Here is a 22,472-nt window from a genome sequence, read left to right as displayed (position 1 = left end):
GCGCTTTGGTCATTTTATGCAGCCATATGAAGCCAATGCCGCAATTTCATCCTTTATTATTTGTACCACGGCTTTCTGACGCGTCACGGTAAACCTGGCCTCGACCGACGACACGCTGATGGCAAACCTGGGGCGTCCACCTCTGTCGGCGATGGCCACGCCCACCCCAAGCACGCCCTGTACGGCAGCGTTACCCACCGCAGACCATCCTCGCTCTCGCGTCGCCTTGATCAGCAAGCGCAGCTTTTTCACTGAAATTGCGCCATAGGGATAGAGTTTTTGTTCATTCTCGGCAAGGATGCGCTCCTGCTCTGACTCGGGCAGATAGGAAAGCAATGCTAGCCCGGCCGCCCCCACGCCCATCGGCTGCTTATGATCAATCTGAATGGAGAGAACCTGCAGCGGGTAAGTGCCGATTTCCCGATGGATGCATAAAGAATCCGCATTATCCTGCCTGATCAGAAAAGACGAATCTCCCGTCTTCTCGCTGATCTTTCTCAATACTTCCTTAAATTGCTCGGATTCAGCACCAGAATCAGCGATCTGATTCAGTTTGTCCCGATTGTATGTGTAGCGACCTGTGTCAGAAATCTCATTGATATATCCGTTATTGAGCAGCACGCTGACAAAACGGTACACCGTCGGCCGCGATATTTGGGTTCTGGCTGCAATTTGTGCAATCTTCAATCCAGAGGCATCGGCAGTGCTAAGCGCCTCCAGTATGGCCAGGCCGCGTACCAGCGTTTTGGGCTCATCCTTGTAATGCATATCTGCTCCTTATGTCCAAATTATGGACAAATTGATTTTGTCACACTATTGAACCTGACTAGAATGCAGCTGCATATCAACACAATAAAACATGAGACTGGAGACATGATGAAAACAAAATGCTTTGGCTTGACGGCGCTGACGCTGGCGCTACTGTCAGCCTCCCCTGCTGTGGCAGCGGCCTATCCCGATCGACCAATCAACCTGGTTGTCGGCTATTCCGCGGGAGGCGCCACCGATATCCTCGCAAGATTGATCGCCAAAGGCCTATCCAGCCAACTGGGCCAAACGGTTATTGTAGAAAACAAACCCGGGGCCAACAGCAACATTGGCACTGAATACGTCGCCCGGGCAAAGAATGACGGCTATACCTTGCTGGTCGGAAGCATTGCCAACACGATCAACCGTTCACTTTATAAAAACCTGAATTACGATTATCTGAAAGACTTCAAAAGTGTCGGCTTCATCGCGTCCATCGGCAATGTGCTTGTAGTCAATCCGAAGAAAAACATCAACTCAGTGGACGAATATATTTCGTATGCAAAAAAGAATCCGGGAAAGCTCACCTGCGCCTCATCAGGCATAGGGTCGTCTATTCATATGTCATGCGAGCTGTTCAAGATCCTTACGGGCACGAACATTCTTCATATTCCATACAAAGGCAGCGGCCCCGCAGTCAACGATTTGCTGGGCGCCCAGGTCGATTCAATGTTTGACAACATTCCTTCGTCTGTAGCAAGAATCAAATCGAACACGCTCGTACCGCTGGCGGTGACAACAGAAAAGCGTGATCCCGCGCTCCCCGAGGTGCCCACCTTCAAGGAACAAGGAATTGACAACTTCCTGGTCAGTTCGTGGTTTGCAATTGCAGCCCCCAAAGGGACTGACGACAAGATTATCAGCAAGCTCAATGATGCATTGAACAAAGTAATCGACAGCCCCGAAGTCAAGGATAGCTTTGCCAAAAACGGCTATACCGCAGCGCCCGTAGAGAACACCCCGGCCTATCTGGATCAATTTACCCGGGACGAAATTGCGAAATGGGAAAAGGTCGTGCGCCAGGCAAACCTGCAGGCCAACTGAAAGAAGGTAACAGCAAGATGTATCCAATCGATTTTTTTTACAGAGCAGCCCTGCGTTATCCCGAAAGGATGGCCATTGAGTCAAGGAACGAAAGCGTCAGCTATGCCGCATTGGCTGACCAGGTAAGCGCCCTGGCTGGCGCGATTCGCAAACTGGACGATGAACCTGGTTCCATGGTCGGCCTGTGTGCGCAGAACTCGGTCGCCTATATTGTTGCCATGCTTGCCATTATGGCTGCCGGCAAGGTATGGGTGCCACTCAATTACCGAAGCACACCGACAGAAATCAGAAGAATTACAACCGTAATCAAGCCGTCTATTATCATTCAGGACAGCTATGGCTCAGCATTGACCGACGGCCTGGAGAACGTACATATCATCAATACAGATGATATCCCCCTCTTGATCGAACAGTTTACCGGACTGCATCTTCCCGAAGCGATCAGAAGCGATGACGATATCCAGGCCATCAAATTCACGGGCGGCACGACCGGTATGCCCAAGGGGGTTATGCAACCGTACCGGGCCTGGGTTGCCGTGATTATCAATCAGATCCACGGCTGGAAAATAACAACCAATGACAAATTTGTTATTTGCGCACCCATCAGCCATGGGACCGGAACTTATGTTTTACCTGTACTGGCACAGGGCGGCTGCCTGGTGCTTTCCGAATCAGCAGAAGCGGCCGACATTGTGCATGCATTCAGAGAACAAAAGGGCACCATGACCTTCATGCCCCCGACACTCATCTACAAGCTGATCGCCGCAGCCAAATCAGAAAAGGATTTCCCGTGCCTGCGACTACTGATATACGGCGGAGCTGGCATGCCGGCAGAAAAAATAGCACGCGCGCAGGATTTTTTCGGCAACGTACTTGCCACAACCTATGGGCAAACGGAAGCACCGCAAATAGCCACGTTGATCGGGCCGGAAACACTGGCGCAGCCGCAATACCGCGCGTCGGTCGGACAAGTCAGCTGGTTTACCGACATTGCGATTGTGGACCAACAGCAGCATCGTCTGCCCCCGAATAAAACCGGTGAAATCGTGATCCGCGGTGATCTTGTGATGACCGGCTACTGGCGCCTGCCCGAGAAAACAGCCGAGACCATAAAAAACGGCTGGCTGCATACGGGCGATGTCGGGTTTATAGACGAAAAGGGGTTTCTGTTCATCAAAGACAGAATTCGCGATGTGATTATCACCGGTGGTTTCAACGTCTATCCGATAGATGTTGAGAATGTTCTATCTCAGCACGTCGGCGTGTACGAGTCAGCAGTATTTGGAATCACAGATGAAAAATGGGGCGAGTCAGTGAACGCCGCTGTTCAATTGCACGCAGACAGTGCTGTGACAGCGGACGAACTCAAGCGACTAGTCAGAGAAAAACTGGGGCCGGTTCACACGCCGAAAAATATCTATTTTTTTGCAAGCCTGCCCAGATCGCCGGTGGGCAAGGTGCTCAAAAAAACCATTCAGGAACTGGTCCTGGCCGGCATGCAGGACACCACCGAAACACGCCAATTGTAAAAAGGAGTACACGATGAAAGAGCCCGTCACTGAACTATGCGCACACTCGCTTACCGGCATGAACTACCGCGACAAGGACCTTGTTAATGATCTGATCGGAGAAGCGAGCTTCACCGAGGTCATGTTCCTGCAGATCATGGGAAGAAAAGCCCGCCCAGTCGACATCAAAATTGTGGATGCAGTCCTGGTCACCCTCATGGAACACGGACTGACGCCAAGCGCCATTGCAAGCAGACTGATTTACATGAGCGCGCCGGAAAATCTGCAGGGCGCAGTGGCCTCGGGGCTGCTGGCTGTCGGTAGCCAGTTTGTAGGAACGATGGAAAACTGCTCGATATTGTTGGACGAGATCATTACCTCACCCGATCAGCAAGAAGCAGCGCTGGCCATTGCGACAAGATATAAACATCAGAAAAAACCTCTGCCGGGATTCGGTCATCATCTGCACAAGCCCGACGATCCCCGTTCATTGAAGCTGCTCGACCTTGCCGATAGCGAACCGACGCTGGAGCGCCAATACATTGAGGCGCTCAAACAGTTGAGCCGCGCCGTGGATCAGGTATATGCCAGGCACATTACGATCAACGCGACCGGGGCGGTGGCTGCCCTGCTTGGCGCCATTGGCGTGCCATCACGGCTGATGCGCGGTTTTGCAGTCATCTCACGCGCTGCCGGTCTGGTTTCCCATATCGCCGAAGAACAGAACATCCCATCTGGCCGTTTCATCTGGGAGACCATTGATCAGGCCATTCCATACTCCAAAAGGGACACTGACAATGAGTGATCCAAACAAGGTGGTACTGGTCGCCGGCGCCGGCAGCAGTGCACCGGGATGGAGTATCGGCAAGGCAACGTCAGTACTCATCGCCCAGTCCGGCGCAAAAGTCATTGCCCTGGACTGCAATGCCGATGCGGCCCGGGCGACCGCCCTGGAAATCGAACGTATCGGCGGAACCTGTCTACCCGTGCAAGGCGATATTACCCGTCCCGACGAAATGGATTGCGTGTTGAAGACTGCCACGGAGCGGTTTGGCCCCATCTCGACCTTGATCGCCAATGCTGGCATCGGAAAAACCGGTGGCATCCAGGAAACATCTGTTGCCGATCTCCAACGCATCCAGCAGACCAATGTCGAAAGCCTGTTGCTGCTTTCAAAGCGCTTGATACCGGGTATGATCGAGCGCGGCGCAGGCTGTATTGTGTCTGTTGCCTCAGTAGCGGGCATCCGTTATGTGGGATATCCACACCTGGCTTATAGCGTTACCAAAGCGGCATTGATACAGATGACAAAACTGATCGCCCATGAATATGCTGATCGAAATATAAGAGCCAATACCGTTATCCCGGGGCTGATTGACACGCCCAGGATCCAGAAAAATGTTGCCGCTGCTTTTTCCTCATCCAGTGACATGGATGAAGTTCGAGAAAAAAGAAATGCCCAGGTTCCGATGAAAAGAATGGGCTCCGCCTGGGAAGTGGCCCATGCCATCGCATTCCTGGCCTCAGATCAGGCTTCATACATCACGGGTACGGAACTGATCGTCGATGGCGGGCTCACCGGAAAATATTAGCGTCTGCGGGGCAAGTCACTCACACTCGGATCAGCCCTGCGCTTCGCGCCTGATGGCTCAAGCCTGATCCGTCGCCATACAAAGGCTAATACGACTGCCTTTCTTTAAGGTGCGCCCTCACGGCATTCTGCAGGAACTCCTGGACTGCGGTCCAGCTATGCTCGTCGGACTGCGCATTGGCTGTGGGTGTTCCGCCACCGGTGTTGATTTTTCCGGAAACAGGGTGCGCATAAACCAGCTGGGTTGTCGGTACATAGGGAAACACAATGCTGTGGCCCCCGTCCTTGGTGTCCACCCACTGCACGACATGCCCAAACCCAACCTGGCCCAGGTGGTCATAAATCATTTTGCTGTACAAACTGGATGGCCAGGCACCGTCATCGGTGGCCGAAAGCAGAATGATCGGTCCCTGGATCTTTTCGACCTCAATGCGCGCGCGAGCGACCGCCTCGCTATCCTGCAGCGCAGTCATGATGGCTCGTGCATGGCGGTGCGGCGACGGGCCTTCGTCAAATGGCGCCCAGGTGGCCGTTTTATTGTCCTGCCAGACGTGCGTCAACGGCTTGCCGTTAAGCAGCCAGGCCGGGCCATCACGACCGATTTTCGGATCTGCGGCGTTCTGTCCACTGTGCACCACTGCCCCAGGCACATACGCCACAACGGCACTCACGTCCAGAGGATAGATGCTGGCCAGAAGTAGTACCAGCTCTCCGCCACGTGACTGACCGCTCAGGGCAACAAAGCCGCCCAGCGGGCGCTGCGTTCGGCGCAACCAGTCCATGCCTTTCCTGAAATACTCCAGTGGCGTATTAGAAATATAATCGGACAATCCCGGCGCCTTGAAGTAACCCAATGCAAATGCAATATAACCACGCGACGCATACAATGCAGCGCGCGGCTCGTTAATACCGCCACCCGAGCCGTTCAGAATCATGACGGCCGGATGAGGCCCCGGCGTGGCGGGCAAGAACAGTGTGCCTACCAGGCCATCCTCGCGTACCTCAATGCGTTCCACGCCCTCTTGCATCAAACGCTGCGTCAATGTTGCCCGCAATGTATTGGTGGCTGTGGTCACGGTCAGTTCAGTGATCAGCGGCTGCGCCATCGTGTCTGCAAAGACTTCGCGGCAATTATCCTGCGCTGGCACCTGCGACCACAGCAACCCCATGGCAGACACGTCCTGGTAACTGCCGGCCAGCGGCGCCTGGCGCGTCAAATCCACAACGCCTTGTGCATCTGCCTCAAATTCGGCCTGGCTGCGCCATATCACACCACCGGCGCGCTCAGTCTGGCTCGCAATCGTAATACGCTCGCCAGCCGACAAACCCTCAACGCGAATCGCGCGTGGTTCGTCGATCAGCGCATCAGCCGGCGTTACCGACAGTATTTCATTTGACATAAATCTTCCGTTAAATTCTACAGCTGCGCCATCATCACCGGCCCGCGGCAGATGTAAAATCTGCGCGTCGGGCCGGCAAAGCATTGATGACGGAGCGCGGGTACTGCCGCTGCTATCGGCTTATTCCTTGGTTACCATGACCGGTACTGTACGATCCGAACTCAAGGGTTTGACAACAAGCCCTTTGCGCGCTGCCCAGATGTTTTTGTAATGGAACATGGGAATCACACCCACCTCGTCGGATACCACCTGGGCCGCGTCCTGCATGATTTTTTCACGTTTGGCATCATCGAATTCTTCGGTGGCCTGCTTCAGATAATCGTCGTGTTTCTGGCTGCTGTAGTGACCCCAGTTGGAGGCCCCCAACCCTTTTTCCGGATTTACGGTAGCCAGAATATTGACCATCGCGTAGCTGCCCTCGCCGGTTCCGTTACCCCAGGCAATTACAGACATGGCATATTCATTTTTCCGGGCTGCGCTTGAGTACACGGCCCATGGCACCACGGAAACCTGGGTTTTCACGCCGATACGACTCCAGAACTGGGCCACTGCCTGCACGGTCTCTGGCGCCAAGGGATAGCGATCTGTCGGCACATGCACAGTCAGGTTAAAGCCATCCGGGTAGCCGGCTTCCTTCAGCAAATCCTTGGCTTTCTGGGCGTCAAAGGCAATCGGCTTGATATTCGGGTTGTAGCCAATCGAATCCTTGGGCATCCACTGGTCGGCGACCGTCACACTGCCCTGCAAAATGCGATCAGCGATGGCATCGCGATTGATCGCAAGCGACAATGCCTGCCGCACTTTCAAATCGAGCAGCGGATTTTTATCCAGTGGTTTGCCGCTGTTATCTGTAATGAATTTATTGGGTTTCGGATTAAAGCTAGGTTGCAGCAAAAAAACGCGCAGTCCGTTATAGGCATACACCTTCACTTTCTCATCGCCTTCCAGTTTTTTCAGATCGGCGACCGACACTTTATCGATCACGTCAACATCGCCGGACAGCAAGGCCGTGGAACGCGTTGCGGCGTTGGCCACATAACGATAGGACACCTTGTCCCACACGGGTTTTTCACCCCAATAGGTGGGGTTGGCTTCAACCTGAAAGCCGGCGCCCGGCGTGTAGGAAACCAGTTTATACGGACCGGTACCGATCAGCGCCTTTCCTGAATTGAAGTCGTCGCTTGTCGCGTTCTCGGTGCTTTTTTTCTGTACCAGATGAACAGAAGCCAAATTCAGCGGCAAGCCCGGATTGGGAATCGTGGTTTCAAATACCAGCGTGCCAGGTTCTTTTTCTGTCACGCTCTTGATCGTGCGTACATAGCCTGTGAATGGCGCAACTGAACCGGGCACCTTGCGGATGCGCTCAATGGAATAGATAACATCTTGCGCCGTGAACGGTGTGCCATCGCTCCATTTGACATCTGGACGCAACTTGAATTCCCAGGTCGTCGGGCTCGTGTTTTTCCATTCCCTTGCCAGGCCCGGCAGCAGTTTGTTATCGTAATTATTGACCAGCATGTCAAAAAAGAACAGGCCGGCAGAGCGATCACCCGCGAAGTTATTCAGTTGTGGATCCAGCGAAGACAGATTGTCGGCAAAGGCGATTTTCAGTTCTTCTGCGTGGGCCATATTGCCTGCGGCCAGCAGGCTTGCTGCAATGGCAGCCAATACGCGCTTTTTCATTTGTATTCCTTTAAAAGGTTACTGCTACTTAATCAATATAATCAACACGATCGAAATCGGACAGTTAATCCCTGATGCCCACTCAGGTTTGGTCATTCAGGTGGCAGGCACTCATATGTCCGCCGGCCACGGCTTTAAGCAGCGGGACTTCGGCACTGCAGCGGGGCATGGCATGCGGACAACGTGGATGAAAATGGCAACCCGCTGGCGGATTAAGCGGGCTGGGTATTTCACCCTTGATAATCGAAAACACTTTCTTGCGATCCCGCATTTTGGGAATCTCGGCCAGCAGGGCCTGGGTGTAAGGATGATTGGGCTTGCTGAAAATCTCGGCAACCGGTGCCTGTTCTACGATGCGCCCCAGATACATGATCACCACGCGATCGGACAAATGCTCCACCACACCCAGGTCATGACTGATAAACAGATAGGTCAGGCCCAGTTCCGCGCGCAGTTGCATGAACAGGTTCAGAATCTGCGCCTGAATGGATACATCCAGAGCGGCAACGGCTTCGTCACAGACCAGCATGTCGGGCGCCACGGCCAATGCCCGCGCGATACCGATACGCTGGCGCTGACCGCCGCTGAACTGATGCGGAAAACGGTTACGCAGGCTGGCCGACAGCCCGGCGCGCTCCAGCTGTTCAGATACATACTGGTCCAGGCCACGTGCCGACACCATGTTGTGCAATCGAGGCGACTCACCCACAATATCGCGCACGCGCATGCGCGGGTTCAGGCTGGCATAGGGGTCCTGGAAAATCATCTGGATTTTCAGGCGCGCCGCCTCTGCCTCGCGCCTGGGCAGCGTTTTCAGGTCCTGGCCGTTGACCAGCACCTGACCGGCAGTCGGCTCCATAATGCCGGCCACCATCCGGCCCAGCGTCGACTTGCCGCAACCGGATTCGCCCACCAGGCCGACGACTTCGCCTTTGGCAATATCCAGGCTGACATCATCCACTGCACGCGTCAGCGCCGAGGGACGCGTCAATCTGAGCTTTTGCAGCCAAGGATCCAGTATCCCGTCACTGGCATGACCAAAGGTCTTGGACACATGGCTAACCCGCATCAGCGGCACTTTTATTTCATCTATCATAGGGCCACTTCCGTTTCGGGAACCGCGCCCGGATGATAGCAACGCACCCGATGACCGGCCGCCAGTTCATCCAGCGCCGGCATCGTGTCACAGACTGCAGTACGCCGCGGGCAGCGCGATGCGAACGCACAGCCGGCGGGCAATGACAGCAGATTGGGCGTCATGCCCGCGATCTGCCGCAGTGGCTGGCCTCGTACATTATTGGCGGGCAGGCTTTGGATCAGGCCCTGGGTGTACGGGTGCTGCGGATTGTCCAGCACCTGGTCTACCGTACCGGCTTCCACAATTTTTCCGGCATACATCACATGTAAATCATCGGCGAGCCCGGCAACCACCGACAGATCGTGGGTAATCCAGATCAGGGCCGTGCCGTATCGGGCCGACAGTTTCTGTATTTCCGACAAGATCTGCGACTGAATCGTGACATCCAGCGCCGTTGTGGGCTCGTCTGCAATGATCAGATCGGGTCGCAGCAACAGCGCGATGGCAATGGCCACCCGCTGCCGCATGCCGCCCGACAACTGGTGCGGATACGCAGACAGTCGAGCCTCGGGGCTGGGAATGCCCATCAGGCCCAGCATGTCGCGCGACTGTTCCCAGGCCTGTTTGTGACTGATTTTTTCGTGCGCGCGCAGGGTTTCGATCATTTGCGTATCCACTCGCAGCACCGGATTCAATGTCATCATTGGATCCTGGAAAATCATGGAAATGCGGTTGCCGCGCAGATGACGCAATTGCTTTTGCGGCAGTCCGAGCAGATCCTGGCCCTTGAACAGAATCTGTCCGCCCACAATACGGCCCGGTTCATCGACCAGACCCATGATGGAGAAACCCGTGACGGATTTGCCTGAACCCGATTCACCGACCAGCCCCAGAATACGCCCCGACTCCAGCTGCAGAGATACGCCGTCCACCGCTGGCACCTGGCCCGCCCGGGTCATGAAATGCGTGCGCAGATCGCGCACGTGCAGCAAAGGCGTCGTACTCATCGCTGCCTCCGCGGATTAAAAATTTCCCGCAGGCGATCACCCACCAGGTTCAGCGCCACGATGGTCACCAATAGCGCCACGCCTGGAAACAGGCTGATCCAGTACTGCCCCGAGAGCATGTACTGATATCCATTGGCGATCAGCAATCCCAGCGAAGGCTCTGTCACGGGCACGCCCAGTCCCAGGAAACTCATGGTTGCTTCCAGCGTAATCGCGCGAGCAACCTGCAAGGTACCGATCACAATCAAAGGCGGCAGACAATTGGGCAGGATGTGCCGCAGCATGATCCGCCATTGGGGGATATTCAGGCTTTTTGCCGCCTCTACATATTCTTTCTGTCGCTCTGCCAGCGCCTGGCCTCTGGCGGTGCGCGCATAATAGGCCCACTCCAGTATCACAAGCGTCAATATCACATTACCGATACCCTTGCCCAGGTACGCCAGAATCATCATCGCAATCAGAATCGATGGGAACGACAGCATCAAATCCACCGTACGCATGATAAAGCTGTCAATCCGGCCCCCGGCATAGGCCGACAACACGCCCAGCACTGTTCCGACCACACTTGCAATAAGCGCTGAACCCACGCCCACCGTCAGACTGATGCGCAGGCCGTACAGGATGGCAGACAGCAGATCTCGCCCCTGTCCATCTGTTCCCAGCCAGTAGTTATAGGTGCCGGCACCGTTGGCGCTGCCTGGCGCCAACCGCGAATCCAGGATATCCAGTTGCATCAGGTCATAAGGATTTTGCGGTGTCAGCCAATGGGCGAACACCGAACCGAAAGCCAGGAGCAACAGCAGCGTAAAGCCAATCACGGCACGCTTGGAAGAGAAAAAATCGGCCAGCCGTTCGCGAAATAGCGAAGGCTTGGGCGCAGCAATCACCGCTTGCACGGCAGACTCGGTCACGGGCTGATTCATCGCGCGCCCTCCAGCCGAACGCGCGGATCCAGCATGCGATAGGCAATATCCACCAGTAAATTGATGGTCACGAACACACAGACAATAACCACCAGATAGGCCAGAATAACCGGTCTATCCAGGCCATTGATACTGTCCAGGATCAGTTTGCCTGCGCCAGGCCAGGAGAAAATACTCTCGGTCACCACTGCACCGGCGATGGTTGAACCAAACTCCAGGCCCAGTACGGTAATCAGGGGGATCATGATATTGCGCAGCACATGCACGCCAATCACCCGCAGATTGCTCAGGCCCTTGGCACGGGCAAAACGGATATAGTCCAGCGGCAGTACTTCCTGCACGCCGGCATAGGTAAGCCTGATCACAAGTGAAACCTTGAACAGCGCCAGATTGACTGCCGGCAACAACATGTGCCGCAGACCATCGAGCGTCAGAAACGACCATTGATAGCCAAACAGCGTCACGGTTTGCCCTCGCCCTGACGAGGGCAGCCATCCCAGGCTCACACTGAATGCCATGATCAGGACCAGTCCGACCCAGAAGGTTGGCAGGGAAAAGCCCAGGATGCTGCCGGTCATGATGCTGCGGGAAACAATACTCTCTGAATAAAGTCCGGCGATCAGCCCCAGCGGCACACCTACCACAATTGCAATAACCAGGGCAGCCATGGCCAGCTCCATGGTCGCAGGCAATCGATGCAGCACCAGTTGCAGGGCCGGCTGGTTATACACAAAGCTGTTGCCCAGATCACCCTGCACCGCACTGCCCAGGAAATGAAAATATTGCAACCATAACGGCTTGTCCAGGCCCATCTGCGCGATGATGCGGGCACGGTCTCGCTGATCGGCATCGGGTCCGATCAAAATATCGATCGGGTTGCCAACGGCGTGCAGGCCGATAAAAACGATCACTGTCATCAACAGGATAATGAGCAGCGCCTGCAGGACGCGTTTAATCAGCCATAGCGTCATTGCGCCTCCACAGGCAAGGGCGGACCGGCTGCAGTCCACTCATCGCCATCGAGCTCGGGCTCGGCATAGGCTTCCAGTTGCGCATAATAAGCGGCGACATCTTCCTGATACAGGGAGCCGGCAATGGCGCGGGCAATGGCAGATGCCCCTTCTGAAATGGCCGGGATATCGCCCGAGACCGTGCCATGCGAGGCCACGGCAGGGTAGCTGAAACAATGAATATGCGCCAACCCAGGTGCATCCACGCCCGCACGGGGTTGGAATTCGAAACCCGGCCCCAAATCGGGACAGGCAGCCAGTTCGGCATCTTCCTGTCCTGGCTGCGGATGAAAACGCTGCGCCCAGGTTCGCACCAGCGGCGCCAGTTCGGCATACTCCGGACGCAGGTGCCAGTCGATGTTAAAACCGGTGGCAAAAATGAGGAAATCCAGAACAAATGTGCCCTTGGGCGTGGTCAGATAGATCACGTCCTCGCGCACGTCAATATCCAGTACCGGACAGCCGACATTGAAGCGGGCATTATGATGAGAAGCCACACGCAAGGTACTGCCTTTGGGCGGCGGCACTTGCTGCACATTGATGTAATGGCGAATACGCCACTTCCAGTCGTCCGATAAGCCTGCATAGCCGTGCACCAGGCCGGGACTGCCAGAGCCCTTGCCCTTATTGATACGAGGAATCTCGTTACGCCGGATGATCAAATCCACACTATGGGCACCGGCTTCCAGCGCAGTGGCTGCGCTGTCCATGGCCGAAGCGCCTGCGCCGATCACCCCGATCCGCTTGCCGGCAAGCGTGTTGTAGTCAAAGAAATCCGAAGAATGCGCACGCAGATGAGCCGGCACCTTATCGGCAAACGCCGGATAGCCCGGCCCGCCCAGGCCATCACGGCCGGTTGCCAGAATCAGGCGCCGGGCAGCCACCACTTTTTGGCCCTCTGGGGCCTGCAGCGTCAGTTCAAGATAATTGTCGGGATGCAGATGGACATGACGAACGTGATGTTCATTGCGCACATCCACATTCATGACTTTGCGATACCAGCGCAAATAATCCATCCATTGCAAGCGTGGTATTTTATCGAGCGCCTCCCATTCCTGGCGTCCGTATTGCGCTTCGAACCAGGCCCGAAACGTGAGCGAAGGCAGCCCCAGGGCGGGCCCCGTCAGCTGTTTGGGCGAGCGCAGGGTTTCCATGCGCGCCGTCGTTGCCCATGGCCCTTCAAAGCCAACAGGCCCACGATCGAAATTACAGGCGCCCACACCCAGATTGCGCAAGGCAACAGCGGCAGTCAACCCGGCCATCCCGCCGCCAATAATGGCAACATCGAGCAAGCGTTCACCGTTCACCACCCGAGGTTGCACCCAATCCTTGCCGGGCAGATCAAGACGAGAAAGATCTTCCTGCAAACGTGCTTCAAGGCCGGGCAGTCCGTCTATTTCGGGAGGGTGATAACTCATTCTGCAACTCAATGAATAAATGCAAGGGTTTTCCCTCGCTGGTTTTATTTGATTATTACGCAATGATATAAAGGAATGCGTAACCAGCCATTTTAAAGAATATGGCCAGTTTAATATATATTATTTAGTAATTAATATATATCAATAATAATAAACAATGTCATAGGAAAAAGGCGGCGCAATCACAGATGCAATTGAAACGAAGAGTGGTATTTAAGGCGATGGTCAAAGCGCATTGAACCCACATATCAAAAAAAAGCCCGGCCATAACAATGACCGGGCTGCAGTTCAAACAGGACACGCCGTCATAATTATTCTTCCACGTACCACGTATCCTCAGAAAGCATGACCTGCTGATGTCCGTAGCCAGCCGGCATCATGGGGAAGCAGTTCTCCTGCGGCTGCACTTCCACATTCAGGAAATAAGGACCGTCATAGTCAAAGCAGTCACGGATGGCATCTTCCAGCTGCAGTGGATCAGACACCGTGGCGGCCCCCCAGCCAAAAGCCGTGGCCAGCGCGACAAAATCGGGAATGGAAGCGTTGTAGCTGTGGCTATAGCGCCCCTCGTGAATCAGTTCCTGCCACTGGCGGACCATGCCCATATGCCGGTTGTTGCACAGGATCACTTTGACCGGCGTCTCGTGCTGGATTGCGGTCGACAGCTCCTGGATATTCATGAGTACTGACGCATCGCCGCTGATGCAAACCACCAGTGAATCCGGATTGCCCACTTGCGCGCCGATCGCGGCAGGCACGCCGTACCCCATGGTGCCGGCGCCGCCCGAGGTCAGCCAACGATTGGGCTCACGAAACTTCAGGTACTGCGCGGCCCACATCTGGTGCTGGCCAACGTCGGTGCTCACGATCACATCCCGGCCTTCAATCAGGTCATTGACCGTTGCCAGCAGATGCTGCGGCAGAATCACGTCATCCGACGGCGTAAAGCCAAGACAGTTGGTGCTGCGCCATTTTTCAATGCGCGTCCACCAATCGTCGATCAACCCGGGTTCGCGCTCCAGCGACTTGACCTCATTAAACAGTGACTTGAGCACCGGATAACAATCGCCTACCAGCGCGACGTCTGCCCGCACCACTTTATCAATGGATGCCGGATCGATATCCAGGTGAATCTTGACCGCATGGGGACAGAAATCTGACAGACGCCCGGTAATACGGTCATCAAAGCGAGCACCGATACACACGATCAGATCGGCATGATGCATGGCCAGATTGGCCTCCAGCGTTCCATGCATGCCCAGCATGCCCACGAACTGTTTGTCGTTGGCCGGAAAAGCGCCCAGCCCCATTAGCGTGAGCGTGCATGGCGCACCGGTGTAACTGACCAGATTGGCAAAGACCTCGCAGGCATCCGGGCCGGAATTGATCAGACCGCCACCGCCATAAAACACCGGGCGCTTGGCATTGGCAATAAGCGAAGCGGCGCGCTTGATGGCCGCCTGCATTACAGAAGAGGTCATTTGGCCTGCCGTATTGACGGCGGGCTCGATCACTTCGCTCTCCGGCTCCTGCGGCGCCTGCGCCATCTGGATATCTTTGGGAAAATCAATCAGCACCGGCCCGGGCCGGCCGGCAGCCGTCATGTTATAGGCTTTGGCGGTCATGGCAGCCACGTCTTCAACACGCTTGATCTGGGCGTTCCATTTTGTGACCGGCCGGGAAATACCCACCGCATCGCACTCCTGGAAGGCATCGGTACCGATGGCGCTGGTTGCCACCTGTCCGCTGATACACAGGACCGGGATCGAATCGCACAGTGCATCGAGCAACCCTGAGGTGGTATTGGCCATGCCCGGTCCGGAGGTGACCAGTACGACGCCAGGCCTGCCGGTCGAGCGCGCATACCCCTCGGCCGCATGCATGGCAGCCTGTTCGTGGCGAACCAGCACGTGATGGATGCGCGGCTCGGAATACAGCGCATCGTACAGCGGCAATACGGCACCCCCGGGATAGCCGAAAATGGTATCGACCCCGTTTGCAATCAGGGTTTCAAGCATCAACCGGGCGCCGTTGAAGGCGGGCGTATCGTTCTGGGGTGTGTTCATTATTCAAATCCAACTGACAGACAGGTTTTCATAGAGAAGCTTAAATAATATCCTTTTTGTCATGCACTGACAGTAAACCCGCGATTACACGGTAAACTTACCCCTTCGCCATGTGGCCGCAGGCGGCCAGCCGTATTTCCAGAAAGGTGCTTTTGATGAGTGTGCATACCACAGCAAAACGAATTACCGTCCCGCAATTGCGGGCCTACAAAAACCAGAAAAAAATCGTCTCGCTCACATCCTATACCGCGCCCTTTGCCCGGGTGCTGGACGAGTACCTGGATATGATTCTTATCGGGGACTCCACCGCGATGGTCGGCTACAACATGGAGAACACGCTGGCCATCACGCTGGAACAGATGGCTGCCCACGCACGGGCCGTGGTGCGCTCCACGCAAAATGTCTGCGTCGTGGTAGACATGCCCTTTGGCAGCTATCAGGAGTCGCCCGAACAGGCCTTTCGCAACGCCGCGTTCCTGCTCAAGGAATCGGGCGCCGATGCCGTCAAATATGAAGGCGGTACGCCGCTGGCTGCCACCACGCGTTTTCTGGTCGACCGCGGTATTCCCGTGCTGGCGCACATCGGCTTGATGCCTCAGTATCTGAACACCTTGGGCGGTTTCAAAGCCCAGGGCATGTCAGATGAGGCGGCCGAAATCATCTATCAGGATGCGCTGGCACAGGAACAGGCCGGTGCCTTTGCCGTGGTGATCGAAGGCACCGCAGAGCCCCTGGCGCGCCGCATTACACAGGCATTGAGCATTCCTACCATCGGCATTGGCGCTTCGCCCGAATGCGATGGTCAGATCCTGGTGGCAGAAGATATTTTCAATCTGACGCCCAACCGCATTCCCAAATTCGCACGCCAGTTTTCCGACGTGCAGGCAGCCATTCGCGAAGGCGTGCAAGCCTACGCCAATGAAGTACGCGAAGGCACTTTCCCGACACTGGACCATTGTTTTGGCGTCAAGAAAAAATGATCGAAAAAAAGAAAAATATCGCCAATCCACCCTGGCATGTCGTGCGCAAATCCACGTTGCATGGCAACGGTGTATTTGCTGCCCGCAATATACCGCAAGGCACGCGCATCATTGAATACACAGGCAAACGCATCAGTCCAAAACAGGCCGATGACATGCACCCGGTCAATCCTGATGATCCGTTTCACACCTTCTTTTTTTCCACCAGTGGCGGCAAGATCATTGACGGCGGCAATGGTGGCAACGACTCGCGCTGGGTCAATCACAGTTGCAATCCCAATTGCGAGACGCAGGAAGGCAGCGGCGGCAAACGCGTATACATATACGCCATTCGCGACATTCTGAAGGGCGAAGAACTTTTCTATGATTACGGGTTGATCATGGACGGCAGAATCACCAAGACACTGCGCGAACAGTACAAATGCCTGTGCGGCGCGCTGGCCTGCCGCGGCACCATGCTGGCTTTACCCGAGAAAAAGAAGGCGAAGCGCAAAGGCACCAAGTAAAAAGCCAGGCACCCGCCAGGATGACGAACCCTGTTGCGGGCCCGCCTCCCGCATCATGATCCGCCTGCCTGCTGTGCCTGCATCGCCTGCAAACACGCCAATGCATCACCGTGCACAATCTGCGTGCTGCAGGCAATCATCAAATTCAGATTCATCCCGAAATCCTCTACCGTGTAACCCTGCGCATCAACAACATGCCCATCCTGCGACTGCACGCCAGCCTGGGCCACTAACGGTTGTACCTGTTCGGTATAGGCCCAAACGGGCTTGCCCTTGGCCACGGCATAACCCACCTCGAACACGGTTCCGGAATCGGGTTCCAGACCGCGAAAGGGATTCAAATTGGCCATGACACAATCGGCTTGCTCGATCAGCGCGATATTGGCCTGGTAAATCCAGTCGGCCAGCGCCGCGCCGCTCAGTTGCTGTGGCGCGGCGTTGTCCAGCGGATACAACCCGGCAAACCCATGACGCGCGCATAACGTTTTGAGCCACTGGCCATAGCTGGCCGCGTCCGGCCGAAAGACGTCAAAGCCGGCAAGGTAGACTTTTTTCATTTACAATTCATCCACAGTTTCATTCGGGCAATTTCCCCGCAAGCCACATCTTACATTCCGCAACATTGCGCCTGCAATCGGGCAGCCGGAATATTAAACTCATTGGGGCATGCCGCAACATCATTGAATGTTGCACATCACAAATATCATGGGCAAAAAAATCACCAAGACACTGGCTGCCGTTGTGCTGCTGGTTATACTGGGCTACTTCGGTGGCACATGGTATAGCGGCACAAAAGTGGATGAACAGGTCATCCGTCGCACACAGAAAATCAACGCACAACTGCGCAGCAACGGGCTGCCCGTGCAAGTGACGTCCGAGAAAAAAGATGCCGGCCTATTCTCATCCACTTACACACTGACCCTGCGCATTGACAATGGCGGACAGTCGCATTCGCTGGACTTTAACGTGCAAGTCGAACATGGTCCCCTGCCCCTGTCCAGGCTGCAGCAGGGCAAGCTGGAACCGGTGCGGGCGCTCAGCCACGTCACACTGATCAACAATGAAAAAACCTCGCGACTGTTCGAACTGAGCCAGGGGCAGCCACCGCTTGAATTGTTGTTGACCACCCATCTAGACGGACAAACGCGGTATCGCGGCAGCGTAGCCTCGCTGGCCTTCAATAATACCCGGGACGGACAACTGCATTTTGATGGCATGGATTTTGAAGGCACAGTGGACGCAACAAACCAGGTGGCCCAGTTTTCCGGAAACATGCCATTGATTCAGGTTACGCCACCGAAAACTGAAGACGGCACAAGCACATTGATTTTCCGGGATCTTGCCATGTCGTCCCATTATGACGGCCGCAATACAAAGAACCCGCTATGGCGCCAGCAATCAACATTGGCAACGTTCTCGCTTGCCAGCGCCAATGCGAAATTGGAAATTGACGGGTACCAGACCGATTCAAAAGCGGACACCCAGGACAGCCTGCTGGCGCTGCAGCAAAATACCGTATTGGACCGGGTCCGCATCAACGGCACCGATCTTGGCAAACTGCAATATGCCGTGGCCGCGTCGGGACTGGAGCGGGCCGGCGCCATGCAGTTTATAACGCAAGCCTGGCAACAGTTGCTCAATGCCGGCCAGCCCGGCGACCAGGCAGTACCACAACAACAATGGATGGCTTTGCTGGCCAGCCTGGACCTGATGCTCTCGGGCAAGCCTGAACTCACTGTAGGACCCATTACCTGGACCCTGCCGGAAGGATCAGCCAAGGCCTCGATCAACGTGGCGTTGAACAACCCGGTTCCGCTGCTGTCCCAGTTTGGTAACGATCCCTACGCCTTGCTGCTCAATGCCCTGCGCTCGGTCCGGATTCAAATGCAGGCGGACCAGGCCATGCCGCAAGGCGCCGCCGACAGGGTCAGTCAGCTTGGATCCGGCGCTCTGCCCTCACCCGGATCCACCACCGAGCCCACGACAGCAGAAAAGCTGGACACAATTATCGATATTCTGGTCAGGAACCAATTGCTGTACCGTAAGCAGGACGAGATTGGCCTGAGCTTGAATATTAACGGCGACCCCTCGCTGGCCTCTGCCGGCGCGGTAGAGATGAACGGCGAGCAGTATGATCCGGTCGGGTTTGTCAGTGCCGTGCAGACACGTGCAGCGGCGGCCGAATTACAAATCAGGCAACTGACACCACCCCCTGTGCAGCAAGACGCGCCTGGACAAGAATCCCCTGAACAGCCGGCACCCGGGCAACAAGCACCTCAGCACGACGTTCCCGAGCAGCAAGTACCTGAACAAGAAGACCCCAGGCAAGACTGAAAACAGTTTGCGTCGCGCAAGAAAGCCAGCAGCGACAAGGGGCGATGGCCTGGCCAATAGCAGCACAGCCCATGGCTAACGAGACGCGCCGGCAACGCGCTGGGTTGCGCCGGTGAGCGCACCCACGACCGCAGCCTATTATCTGGCAGCGCAACATGACATTTGCCATCCGGCACCGGGCCCAAAACGATGTGGCGCCCCGGCGTCCCGCCCCGCAACGTGCTCGTGCCGGAATGCGAGGCACATTATTTCATTTTATATTCCCCGAATTTGCAGTATGCTTTGCCAGGCAGTTTCTTTCATGCGGTATTTTTTCAATTACACTTGCAAGGAAATTCATTGCTATGTCTGCTTCTTTCGAACTCAAAAAATCCGTTGATGGCCAGTTTCATTTTTCCCTGCACGCAGCAGATGGCGCATCTGTCCTCAGAAGTGAAACCTATACGACCCTTGCTTCGGCCAAAAACGGGATCGAGTCGGTTCGCAAGAATGCAGGAACGGACAGCCGCTACGTCTTTGAAAAATCCGCCAATGGCAAGACCTATTTCAATCTGAAAGCGGCCAACGGCCAGATCATCGGCAGCAGCCCACTATTTTCCGATCCCCACGGCGCCAGGCAGGCAGCCGACACAGTCAAGCATCACGCTGCCACTGCTCCCTTACACGAAGCCTGAATCTGACTCAATGCCTTCCCCCTTGTAAATCAGAGGCAGGCGTGCTGGCTGGCTTGCGCAACCACGCTCAATAGCGCCGGCAATGATGTCGCAGGCCTGCCCGTTGCGCATCCCGAATGGTAAAACCTTGTCAATCGGCCATGCCTGGCGCTGATCAGCCCTGCTGCCAGGCGGCGAGCGCATCCCATAAATGGGGATGATCATAACTGCTGACCGACAGACGCAGGTAGGTGCTGACGCGCTGATCAGGATAAAACAGGGAACCGGGCGTGGCTGGAATGTCGTGCTGATTCAACTGACGAGCCAGTGGCTCGGCATCACGGGACATGTCGAGCCAGAGAAACAGCCCGGCTGCAGGAGGCTGAGCCAGGACATAGCCCAGATCGCCCAATCGCTCCAGCATCTGGGTGCGTGCCCAATTGATGCGTTGCCGCAGCCGTTCTATATAAGAGCGATAATGCCCGCCGTGAATGATTTCATGAATAACACGCTCATTCAGGCTTGAGGTGGACAAGCCGGAAAGCAGCTTGAGCATGGCTATTTCATTCAGAATCTTTGCAGGCCCGGCAATAAAGCCCACTCGCATGGCAGCCCCCAGTGTCTTGGAATAATTGCCTAGCAGAAACGTGCGCTCGCACTGATCCAGCGTGCTGATACGCAGCGGTGGACCCGCACTCAGTTCGCTGTAGGTATCGTCCTCGACAATCCACATGTCATATTGCTGGGCCAGCCGCAGCACATCGTGCGCGGCACGTGCGCTCAAGGTGAAACCGGTTGGATTATGCACGGTGCTGTTGCAGATGAACAGAACCGGCTTATGCTTGCGACAATGCGCCTCCAGTTGCGCTGTATCGGGCCCCTGCGGGGTTCGCGCCACCGTCAGAATGTTCACACCGACCATGCGCAAATAGGCAAACACGACAAACCAGCACGGCTCTTCAACCACCACGTAATCGCCAGGCCGCACCAGTTGACGAATCAACAGGTCCACCGAATGCGTCACACCGGTGGTCAGCAGCACCTCGCCCGCCGGCTGCACATGCAAGTCGTGTGCAGCCAATTGGGCCATGATAGTCTGGCGCAGCGGTGCAAAACCAAAGGGCTCGCCATACATCAGCGCAGATGGCTGCATCTTGCGGGCCACCTTGCGAATGGAACGCGCAACGATCTCGGTATCCAGCCACTCCTGCTTGAGACCCAGATTGTTCTGCTGCGAAAAAAGGCGATTCAGAATCCAGGGAACATCAATTCTATCCTGGGACGGTATCGGTACGATTTCGCCGCTTTTGATGCCCCTTGCCGGCTGTCTTTTATGCTGAACGAAATAACCGGACCGGGCGTTGGCCGTAATATGATTGGTCGCAACCAGCCGATCATACGCTTCAACAATCGTATAGCGACTGACATTCAATTCCTGCGCCAGCAGCCGCACGGACGGCAGGCGACTGCCCTGCCTGAACACATTCTGTTCAATGCAAACGACAAAACGATCCACAATCTGGTCCACCAGGGTATGGGAACTCGATCGTACCGGTTGCCAATGCGCCAGCAGGGGCGCCCCCGGGGCTTGAGGGCCGAGATCGCCTTGGGCATCAACGCCCCCTGTGGGCGTAGATTGGGATTGGTCATTGCGAGAGCCATCGCTGGCAGCAGATCGCTTGAGCAAATGAGCAGGAACGGGAGGGCTGGGCTGGCTTGTCATCAATCTGTTCCGGTAAAAGCAGCAGTACAGGAAGGAAAAAACAGTACATAACTGTATCGGTACTGTACCGGTATCTTGTCATATAGTGTCTGTTCACGCAAGACCTGTATCGAGACTCTCATGACTTACACCATGCTCATGGCATTTGCCATTTTTATTGCCGTCTCTTCGGTAACCCCGGGGCCTAACAACCTCATGCTGCTGTCCTCGTCGGTCAACTTCGGGGTGCGCCGAACCATTCCACATTGCCTGGGAATCAGTGCAGGCATGGGGCTTATGATCGTGCTGATGTCTTTTGGTCTGCATTGGGTCATGCTGCACGCCGGCTGGCTGATAGATCTGCTGAAAATCATCTCGCTGGCTTACTTGCTGTGGTTGGCCTGGAAAATCGCTTCCATTACCCCGACGCCGCTTTCCGTCCAGAACGAAGCATCTCCTTTCGGTTTCTGGAACGCTGTACTTTTCCAGTGGATCAACCCCAAGGCCCTGATCATGGTGATCAGCATGTTCAGCATCTATGTACCGGACAATATCGGACAGCTGACCCTGCTGCAGATTTCCCTGATGGCAATTGTCATCAATCTGCTGTGCATCAGTGTGTGGATGTTCGGCGGAACCCTTATGCGCAGGCTGTTTACCACGCCGGCAACGCAACGCGGCTTCAACATCGTGATGGCGCTGCTGCTCGTTGCCTCTGTCGTACCCATGGTGTCCGCCGATCTTGGCATATAAGCGCGTTCA

20 protein-coding genes are annotated in these 22,472 nt (G+C 55.6%); 9 read left to right on the top strand and 11 right to left on the bottom strand.

The window, feature by feature from the left end:
• Positions 1 to 9: 9 nt before the first annotated feature.
• Complete coding sequence (locus EV681_RS02205; protein WP_128393726.1) at positions 10 to 768, bottom strand: IclR family transcriptional regulator; 759 nt, start codon at positions 766 to 768, stop codon at positions 10 to 12.
• Between the two features lie 108 nt (positions 769 to 876).
• On the opposite strand from EV681_RS02205, the gene EV681_RS02200 reads away from it, so the two are divergent.
• The 4 genes from EV681_RS02200 to EV681_RS02185 are packed head-to-tail and all read left to right on the top strand — an operon-like array spanning position 877 to position 4,951.
• Positions 877 to 1,851: a Bug family tripartite tricarboxylate transporter substrate binding protein gene (locus EV681_RS02200; protein ID WP_130303993.1), complete on the top strand. Its 975-nt coding sequence runs from the start codon at positions 877 to 879 to the stop codon at positions 1,849 to 1,851.
• Complete coding sequence (locus EV681_RS02195) at positions 1,809 to 3,380, top strand: class I adenylate-forming enzyme family protein (protein WP_341273429.1); 1,572 nt, start codon at positions 1,809 to 1,811, stop codon at positions 3,378 to 3,380. Before EV681_RS02200 ends, EV681_RS02195 begins: the two co-directional genes overlap by 43 nt.
• A 13-nt stretch (positions 3,381 to 3,393) precedes the next feature.
• On the top strand, positions 3,394 to 4,164 hold the full coding sequence (locus EV681_RS02190) for a citryl-CoA lyase (RefSeq protein ID WP_128393725.1): 771 nt from the start codon (positions 3,394 to 3,396) through the stop codon (positions 4,162 to 4,164).
• A complete protein-coding gene (locus EV681_RS02185; protein WP_130303209.1) occupies positions 4,157 to 4,951 on the top strand; it encodes an SDR family NAD(P)-dependent oxidoreductase in 795 nt (264 codons plus the stop codon). Before EV681_RS02190 ends, EV681_RS02185 begins: the two co-directional genes overlap by 8 nt.
• 85 nt (positions 4,952 to 5,036) lie before the next feature.
• On the opposite strand, the gene EV681_RS02180 is transcribed toward EV681_RS02185, so the two are convergent.
• From EV681_RS02180 to ilvB, 8 genes are all read right to left on the bottom strand, one after another.
• The gene (locus tag EV681_RS02180) at positions 5,037 to 6,350 is read right to left on the bottom strand and encodes an acyl-CoA thioester hydrolase/BAAT C-terminal domain-containing protein (RefSeq protein WP_130303208.1); all 1,314 of its coding nucleotides are present in this window, start codon (positions 6,348 to 6,350) and stop codon (positions 5,037 to 5,039) included.
• A gap of 120 nt (positions 6,351 to 6,470) precedes the next feature.
• Complete coding sequence (locus tag EV681_RS02175; protein WP_130303207.1) at positions 6,471 to 8,033, bottom strand: ABC transporter substrate-binding protein; 1,563 nt, start codon at positions 8,031 to 8,033, stop codon at positions 6,471 to 6,473.
• Between the two features lie 82 nt (positions 8,034 to 8,115).
• Positions 8,116 to 9,129, bottom strand: a complete 1,014-nt coding sequence (locus tag EV681_RS02170; protein WP_207226992.1) for an ABC transporter ATP-binding protein — start codon at positions 9,127 to 9,129, stop codon at positions 8,116 to 8,118.
• Positions 9,126 to 10,118, bottom strand: coding sequence for an ABC transporter ATP-binding protein (locus EV681_RS02165; protein ID WP_130303206.1), 993 nt, complete (start codon positions 10,116 to 10,118; stop codon positions 9,126 to 9,128). Before EV681_RS02165 ends, EV681_RS02170 begins: the two co-directional genes overlap by 4 nt.
• Positions 10,115 to 11,041, bottom strand: a complete 927-nt coding sequence (locus tag EV681_RS02160; protein ID WP_207226991.1) for an ABC transporter permease — start codon at positions 11,039 to 11,041, stop codon at positions 10,115 to 10,117. The genes EV681_RS02165 and EV681_RS02160 overlap by 4 nt, the downstream gene beginning before the upstream one ends.
• Complete coding sequence (locus EV681_RS02155; protein WP_128393720.1) at positions 11,038 to 12,012, bottom strand: ABC transporter permease; 975 nt, start codon at positions 12,010 to 12,012, stop codon at positions 11,038 to 11,040. Before EV681_RS02155 ends, EV681_RS02160 begins: the two co-directional genes overlap by 4 nt.
• Complete coding sequence (locus EV681_RS02150; protein ID WP_130303205.1) at positions 12,009 to 13,469, bottom strand: NAD(P)-binding domain-containing protein; 1,461 nt, start codon at positions 13,467 to 13,469, stop codon at positions 12,009 to 12,011. The genes EV681_RS02155 and EV681_RS02150 overlap by 4 nt, the downstream gene beginning before the upstream one ends.
• A gap of 311 nt (positions 13,470 to 13,780) precedes the next feature.
• Entirely contained in the window at positions 13,781 to 15,535 is a 1,755-nt protein-coding gene (gene ilvB, locus EV681_RS02145; protein ID WP_128393718.1) for a biosynthetic-type acetolactate synthase large subunit, read from the bottom strand.
• A gap of 155 nt (positions 15,536 to 15,690) precedes the next feature.
• Here ilvB and panB point away from each other — a divergent pair, with 155 nt between their 5' ends.
• Together panB and EV681_RS02135 are read left to right on the top strand one after the other, a co-directional pair.
• Positions 15,691 to 16,515, top strand: a complete 825-nt coding sequence (gene panB / locus EV681_RS02140; RefSeq protein ID WP_130303204.1) for a 3-methyl-2-oxobutanoate hydroxymethyltransferase — start codon at positions 15,691 to 15,693, stop codon at positions 16,513 to 16,515.
• Positions 16,512 to 17,021, top strand: coding sequence for an SET domain-containing protein (locus tag EV681_RS02135; RefSeq protein ID WP_130303203.1), 510 nt, complete (start codon positions 16,512 to 16,514; stop codon positions 17,019 to 17,021). The genes panB and EV681_RS02135 overlap by 4 nt, the downstream gene beginning before the upstream one ends.
• Before the next feature lie 53 nt (positions 17,022 to 17,074).
• Here EV681_RS02135 and EV681_RS02130 read toward each other — a convergent pair whose 3' ends face one another.
• Complete coding sequence (locus EV681_RS02130) at positions 17,075 to 17,578, bottom strand: nucleoside 2-deoxyribosyltransferase (RefSeq protein ID WP_130303202.1); 504 nt, start codon at positions 17,576 to 17,578, stop codon at positions 17,075 to 17,077.
• Between the two features lie 127 nt (positions 17,579 to 17,705).
• Here EV681_RS02130 and EV681_RS02125 point away from each other — a divergent pair, with 127 nt between their 5' ends.
• Entirely contained in the window at positions 17,706 to 19,355 is a 1,650-nt protein-coding gene (locus EV681_RS02125; RefSeq protein WP_130303201.1) for a YdgA family protein, read from the top strand.
• A 344-nt stretch (positions 19,356 to 19,699) separates the two neighbouring features.
• A complete protein-coding gene (locus EV681_RS02120; RefSeq protein WP_130303200.1) occupies positions 19,700 to 20,029 on the top strand; it encodes a YegP family protein in 330 nt (109 codons plus the stop codon).
• Between the two features lie 154 nt (positions 20,030 to 20,183).
• Here EV681_RS02120 and EV681_RS02115 read toward each other — a convergent pair whose 3' ends face one another.
• A complete protein-coding gene (locus EV681_RS02115) occupies positions 20,184 to 21,731 on the bottom strand; it encodes an aminotransferase-like domain-containing protein (RefSeq protein WP_130303199.1) in 1,548 nt (515 codons plus the stop codon).
• 120 nt (positions 21,732 to 21,851) lie between these two features.
• On the opposite strand from EV681_RS02115, the gene EV681_RS02110 reads away from it, so the two are divergent.
• On the top strand, positions 21,852 to 22,463 hold the full coding sequence (locus EV681_RS02110) for a LysE family translocator (RefSeq protein WP_130303198.1): 612 nt from the start codon (positions 21,852 to 21,854) through the stop codon (positions 22,461 to 22,463).
• The last annotated feature ends 9 nt before the right edge of the window (positions 22,464 to 22,472 follow it).

It is taken from the genome of Advenella incenata, from assembly GCF_004217095.1.
Lineage (GTDB): Bacteria > Pseudomonadota > Gammaproteobacteria > Burkholderiales > Burkholderiaceae_B > Advenella > Advenella incenata.
This window is presented reverse-complemented; position numbering and strand designations above follow the sequence as displayed.

Bases quoted from the DNA above. Each gene is read 5' to 3' on its own strand.
- EV681_RS02205 (WP_128393726.1), bottom strand. From the start codon at position 768: ATGCATTACAAGGATGAGCCCAAAACGCTGGTACGCGGCCTGGCCATA.
- EV681_RS02180 (WP_130303208.1), bottom strand. From the start codon at position 6,350: ATGTCAAATGAAATACTGTCGGTAACGCCGGCTGATGCGCTGATCGAC.
- EV681_RS02125 (WP_130303201.1), top strand. From the start codon at position 17,706: ATGTTGCACATCACAAATATCATGGGCAAAAAAATCACCAAGACACTG.
- EV681_RS02120 (WP_130303200.1), top strand. From the start codon at position 19,700: ATGTCTGCTTCTTTCGAACTCAAAAAATCCGTTGATGGCCAGTTTCAT.
- EV681_RS02110 (WP_130303198.1), top strand. From the start codon at position 21,852: ATGACTTACACCATGCTCATGGCATTTGCCATTTTTATTGCCGTCTCT.
- EV681_RS02195 (WP_341273429.1), top strand. From the start codon at position 1,809: ATGGGAAAAGGTCGTGCGCCAGGCAAACCTGCAGGCCAACTGAAAGAA.
- EV681_RS02175 (WP_130303207.1), bottom strand. From the start codon at position 8,033: ATGAAAAAGCGCGTATTGGCTGCCATTGCAGCAAGCCTGCTGGCCGCA.
- EV681_RS02190 (WP_128393725.1), top strand. From the start codon at position 3,394: ATGAAAGAGCCCGTCACTGAACTATGCGCACACTCGCTTACCGGCATG.
- EV681_RS02130 (WP_130303202.1), bottom strand. From the start codon at position 17,578: ATGAAAAAAGTCTACCTTGCCGGCTTTGACGTCTTTCGGCCGGACGCG.
- EV681_RS02115 (WP_130303199.1), bottom strand. From the start codon at position 21,731: ATGACAAGCCAGCCCAGCCCTCCCGTTCCTGCTCATTTGCTCAAGCGA.
- panB (WP_130303204.1), top strand. From the start codon at position 15,691: ATGAGTGTGCATACCACAGCAAAACGAATTACCGTCCCGCAATTGCGG.
- EV681_RS02185 (WP_130303209.1), top strand. From the start codon at position 4,157: ATGAGTGATCCAAACAAGGTGGTACTGGTCGCCGGCGCCGGCAGCAGT.
- ilvB (WP_128393718.1), bottom strand. From the start codon at position 15,535: ATGAACACACCCCAGAACGATACGCCCGCCTTCAACGGCGCCCGGTTG.
- EV681_RS02170 (WP_207226992.1), bottom strand. From the start codon at position 9,129: ATGATAGATGAAATAAAAGTGCCGCTGATGCGGGTTAGCCATGTGTCC.
- EV681_RS02160 (WP_207226991.1), bottom strand. From the start codon at position 11,041: ATGAATCAGCCCGTGACCGAGTCTGCCGTGCAAGCGGTGATTGCTGCG.
- EV681_RS02155 (WP_128393720.1), bottom strand. From the start codon at position 12,012: ATGACGCTATGGCTGATTAAACGCGTCCTGCAGGCGCTGCTCATTATC.
- EV681_RS02200 (WP_130303993.1), top strand. From the start codon at position 877: ATGAAAACAAAATGCTTTGGCTTGACGGCGCTGACGCTGGCGCTACTG.
- EV681_RS02150 (WP_130303205.1), bottom strand. From the start codon at position 13,469: ATGAGTTATCACCCTCCCGAAATAGACGGACTGCCCGGCCTTGAAGCA.
- EV681_RS02165 (WP_130303206.1), bottom strand. From the start codon at position 10,118: ATGAGTACGACGCCTTTGCTGCACGTGCGCGATCTGCGCACGCATTTC.
- EV681_RS02135 (WP_130303203.1), top strand. From the start codon at position 16,512: ATGATCGAAAAAAAGAAAAATATCGCCAATCCACCCTGGCATGTCGTG.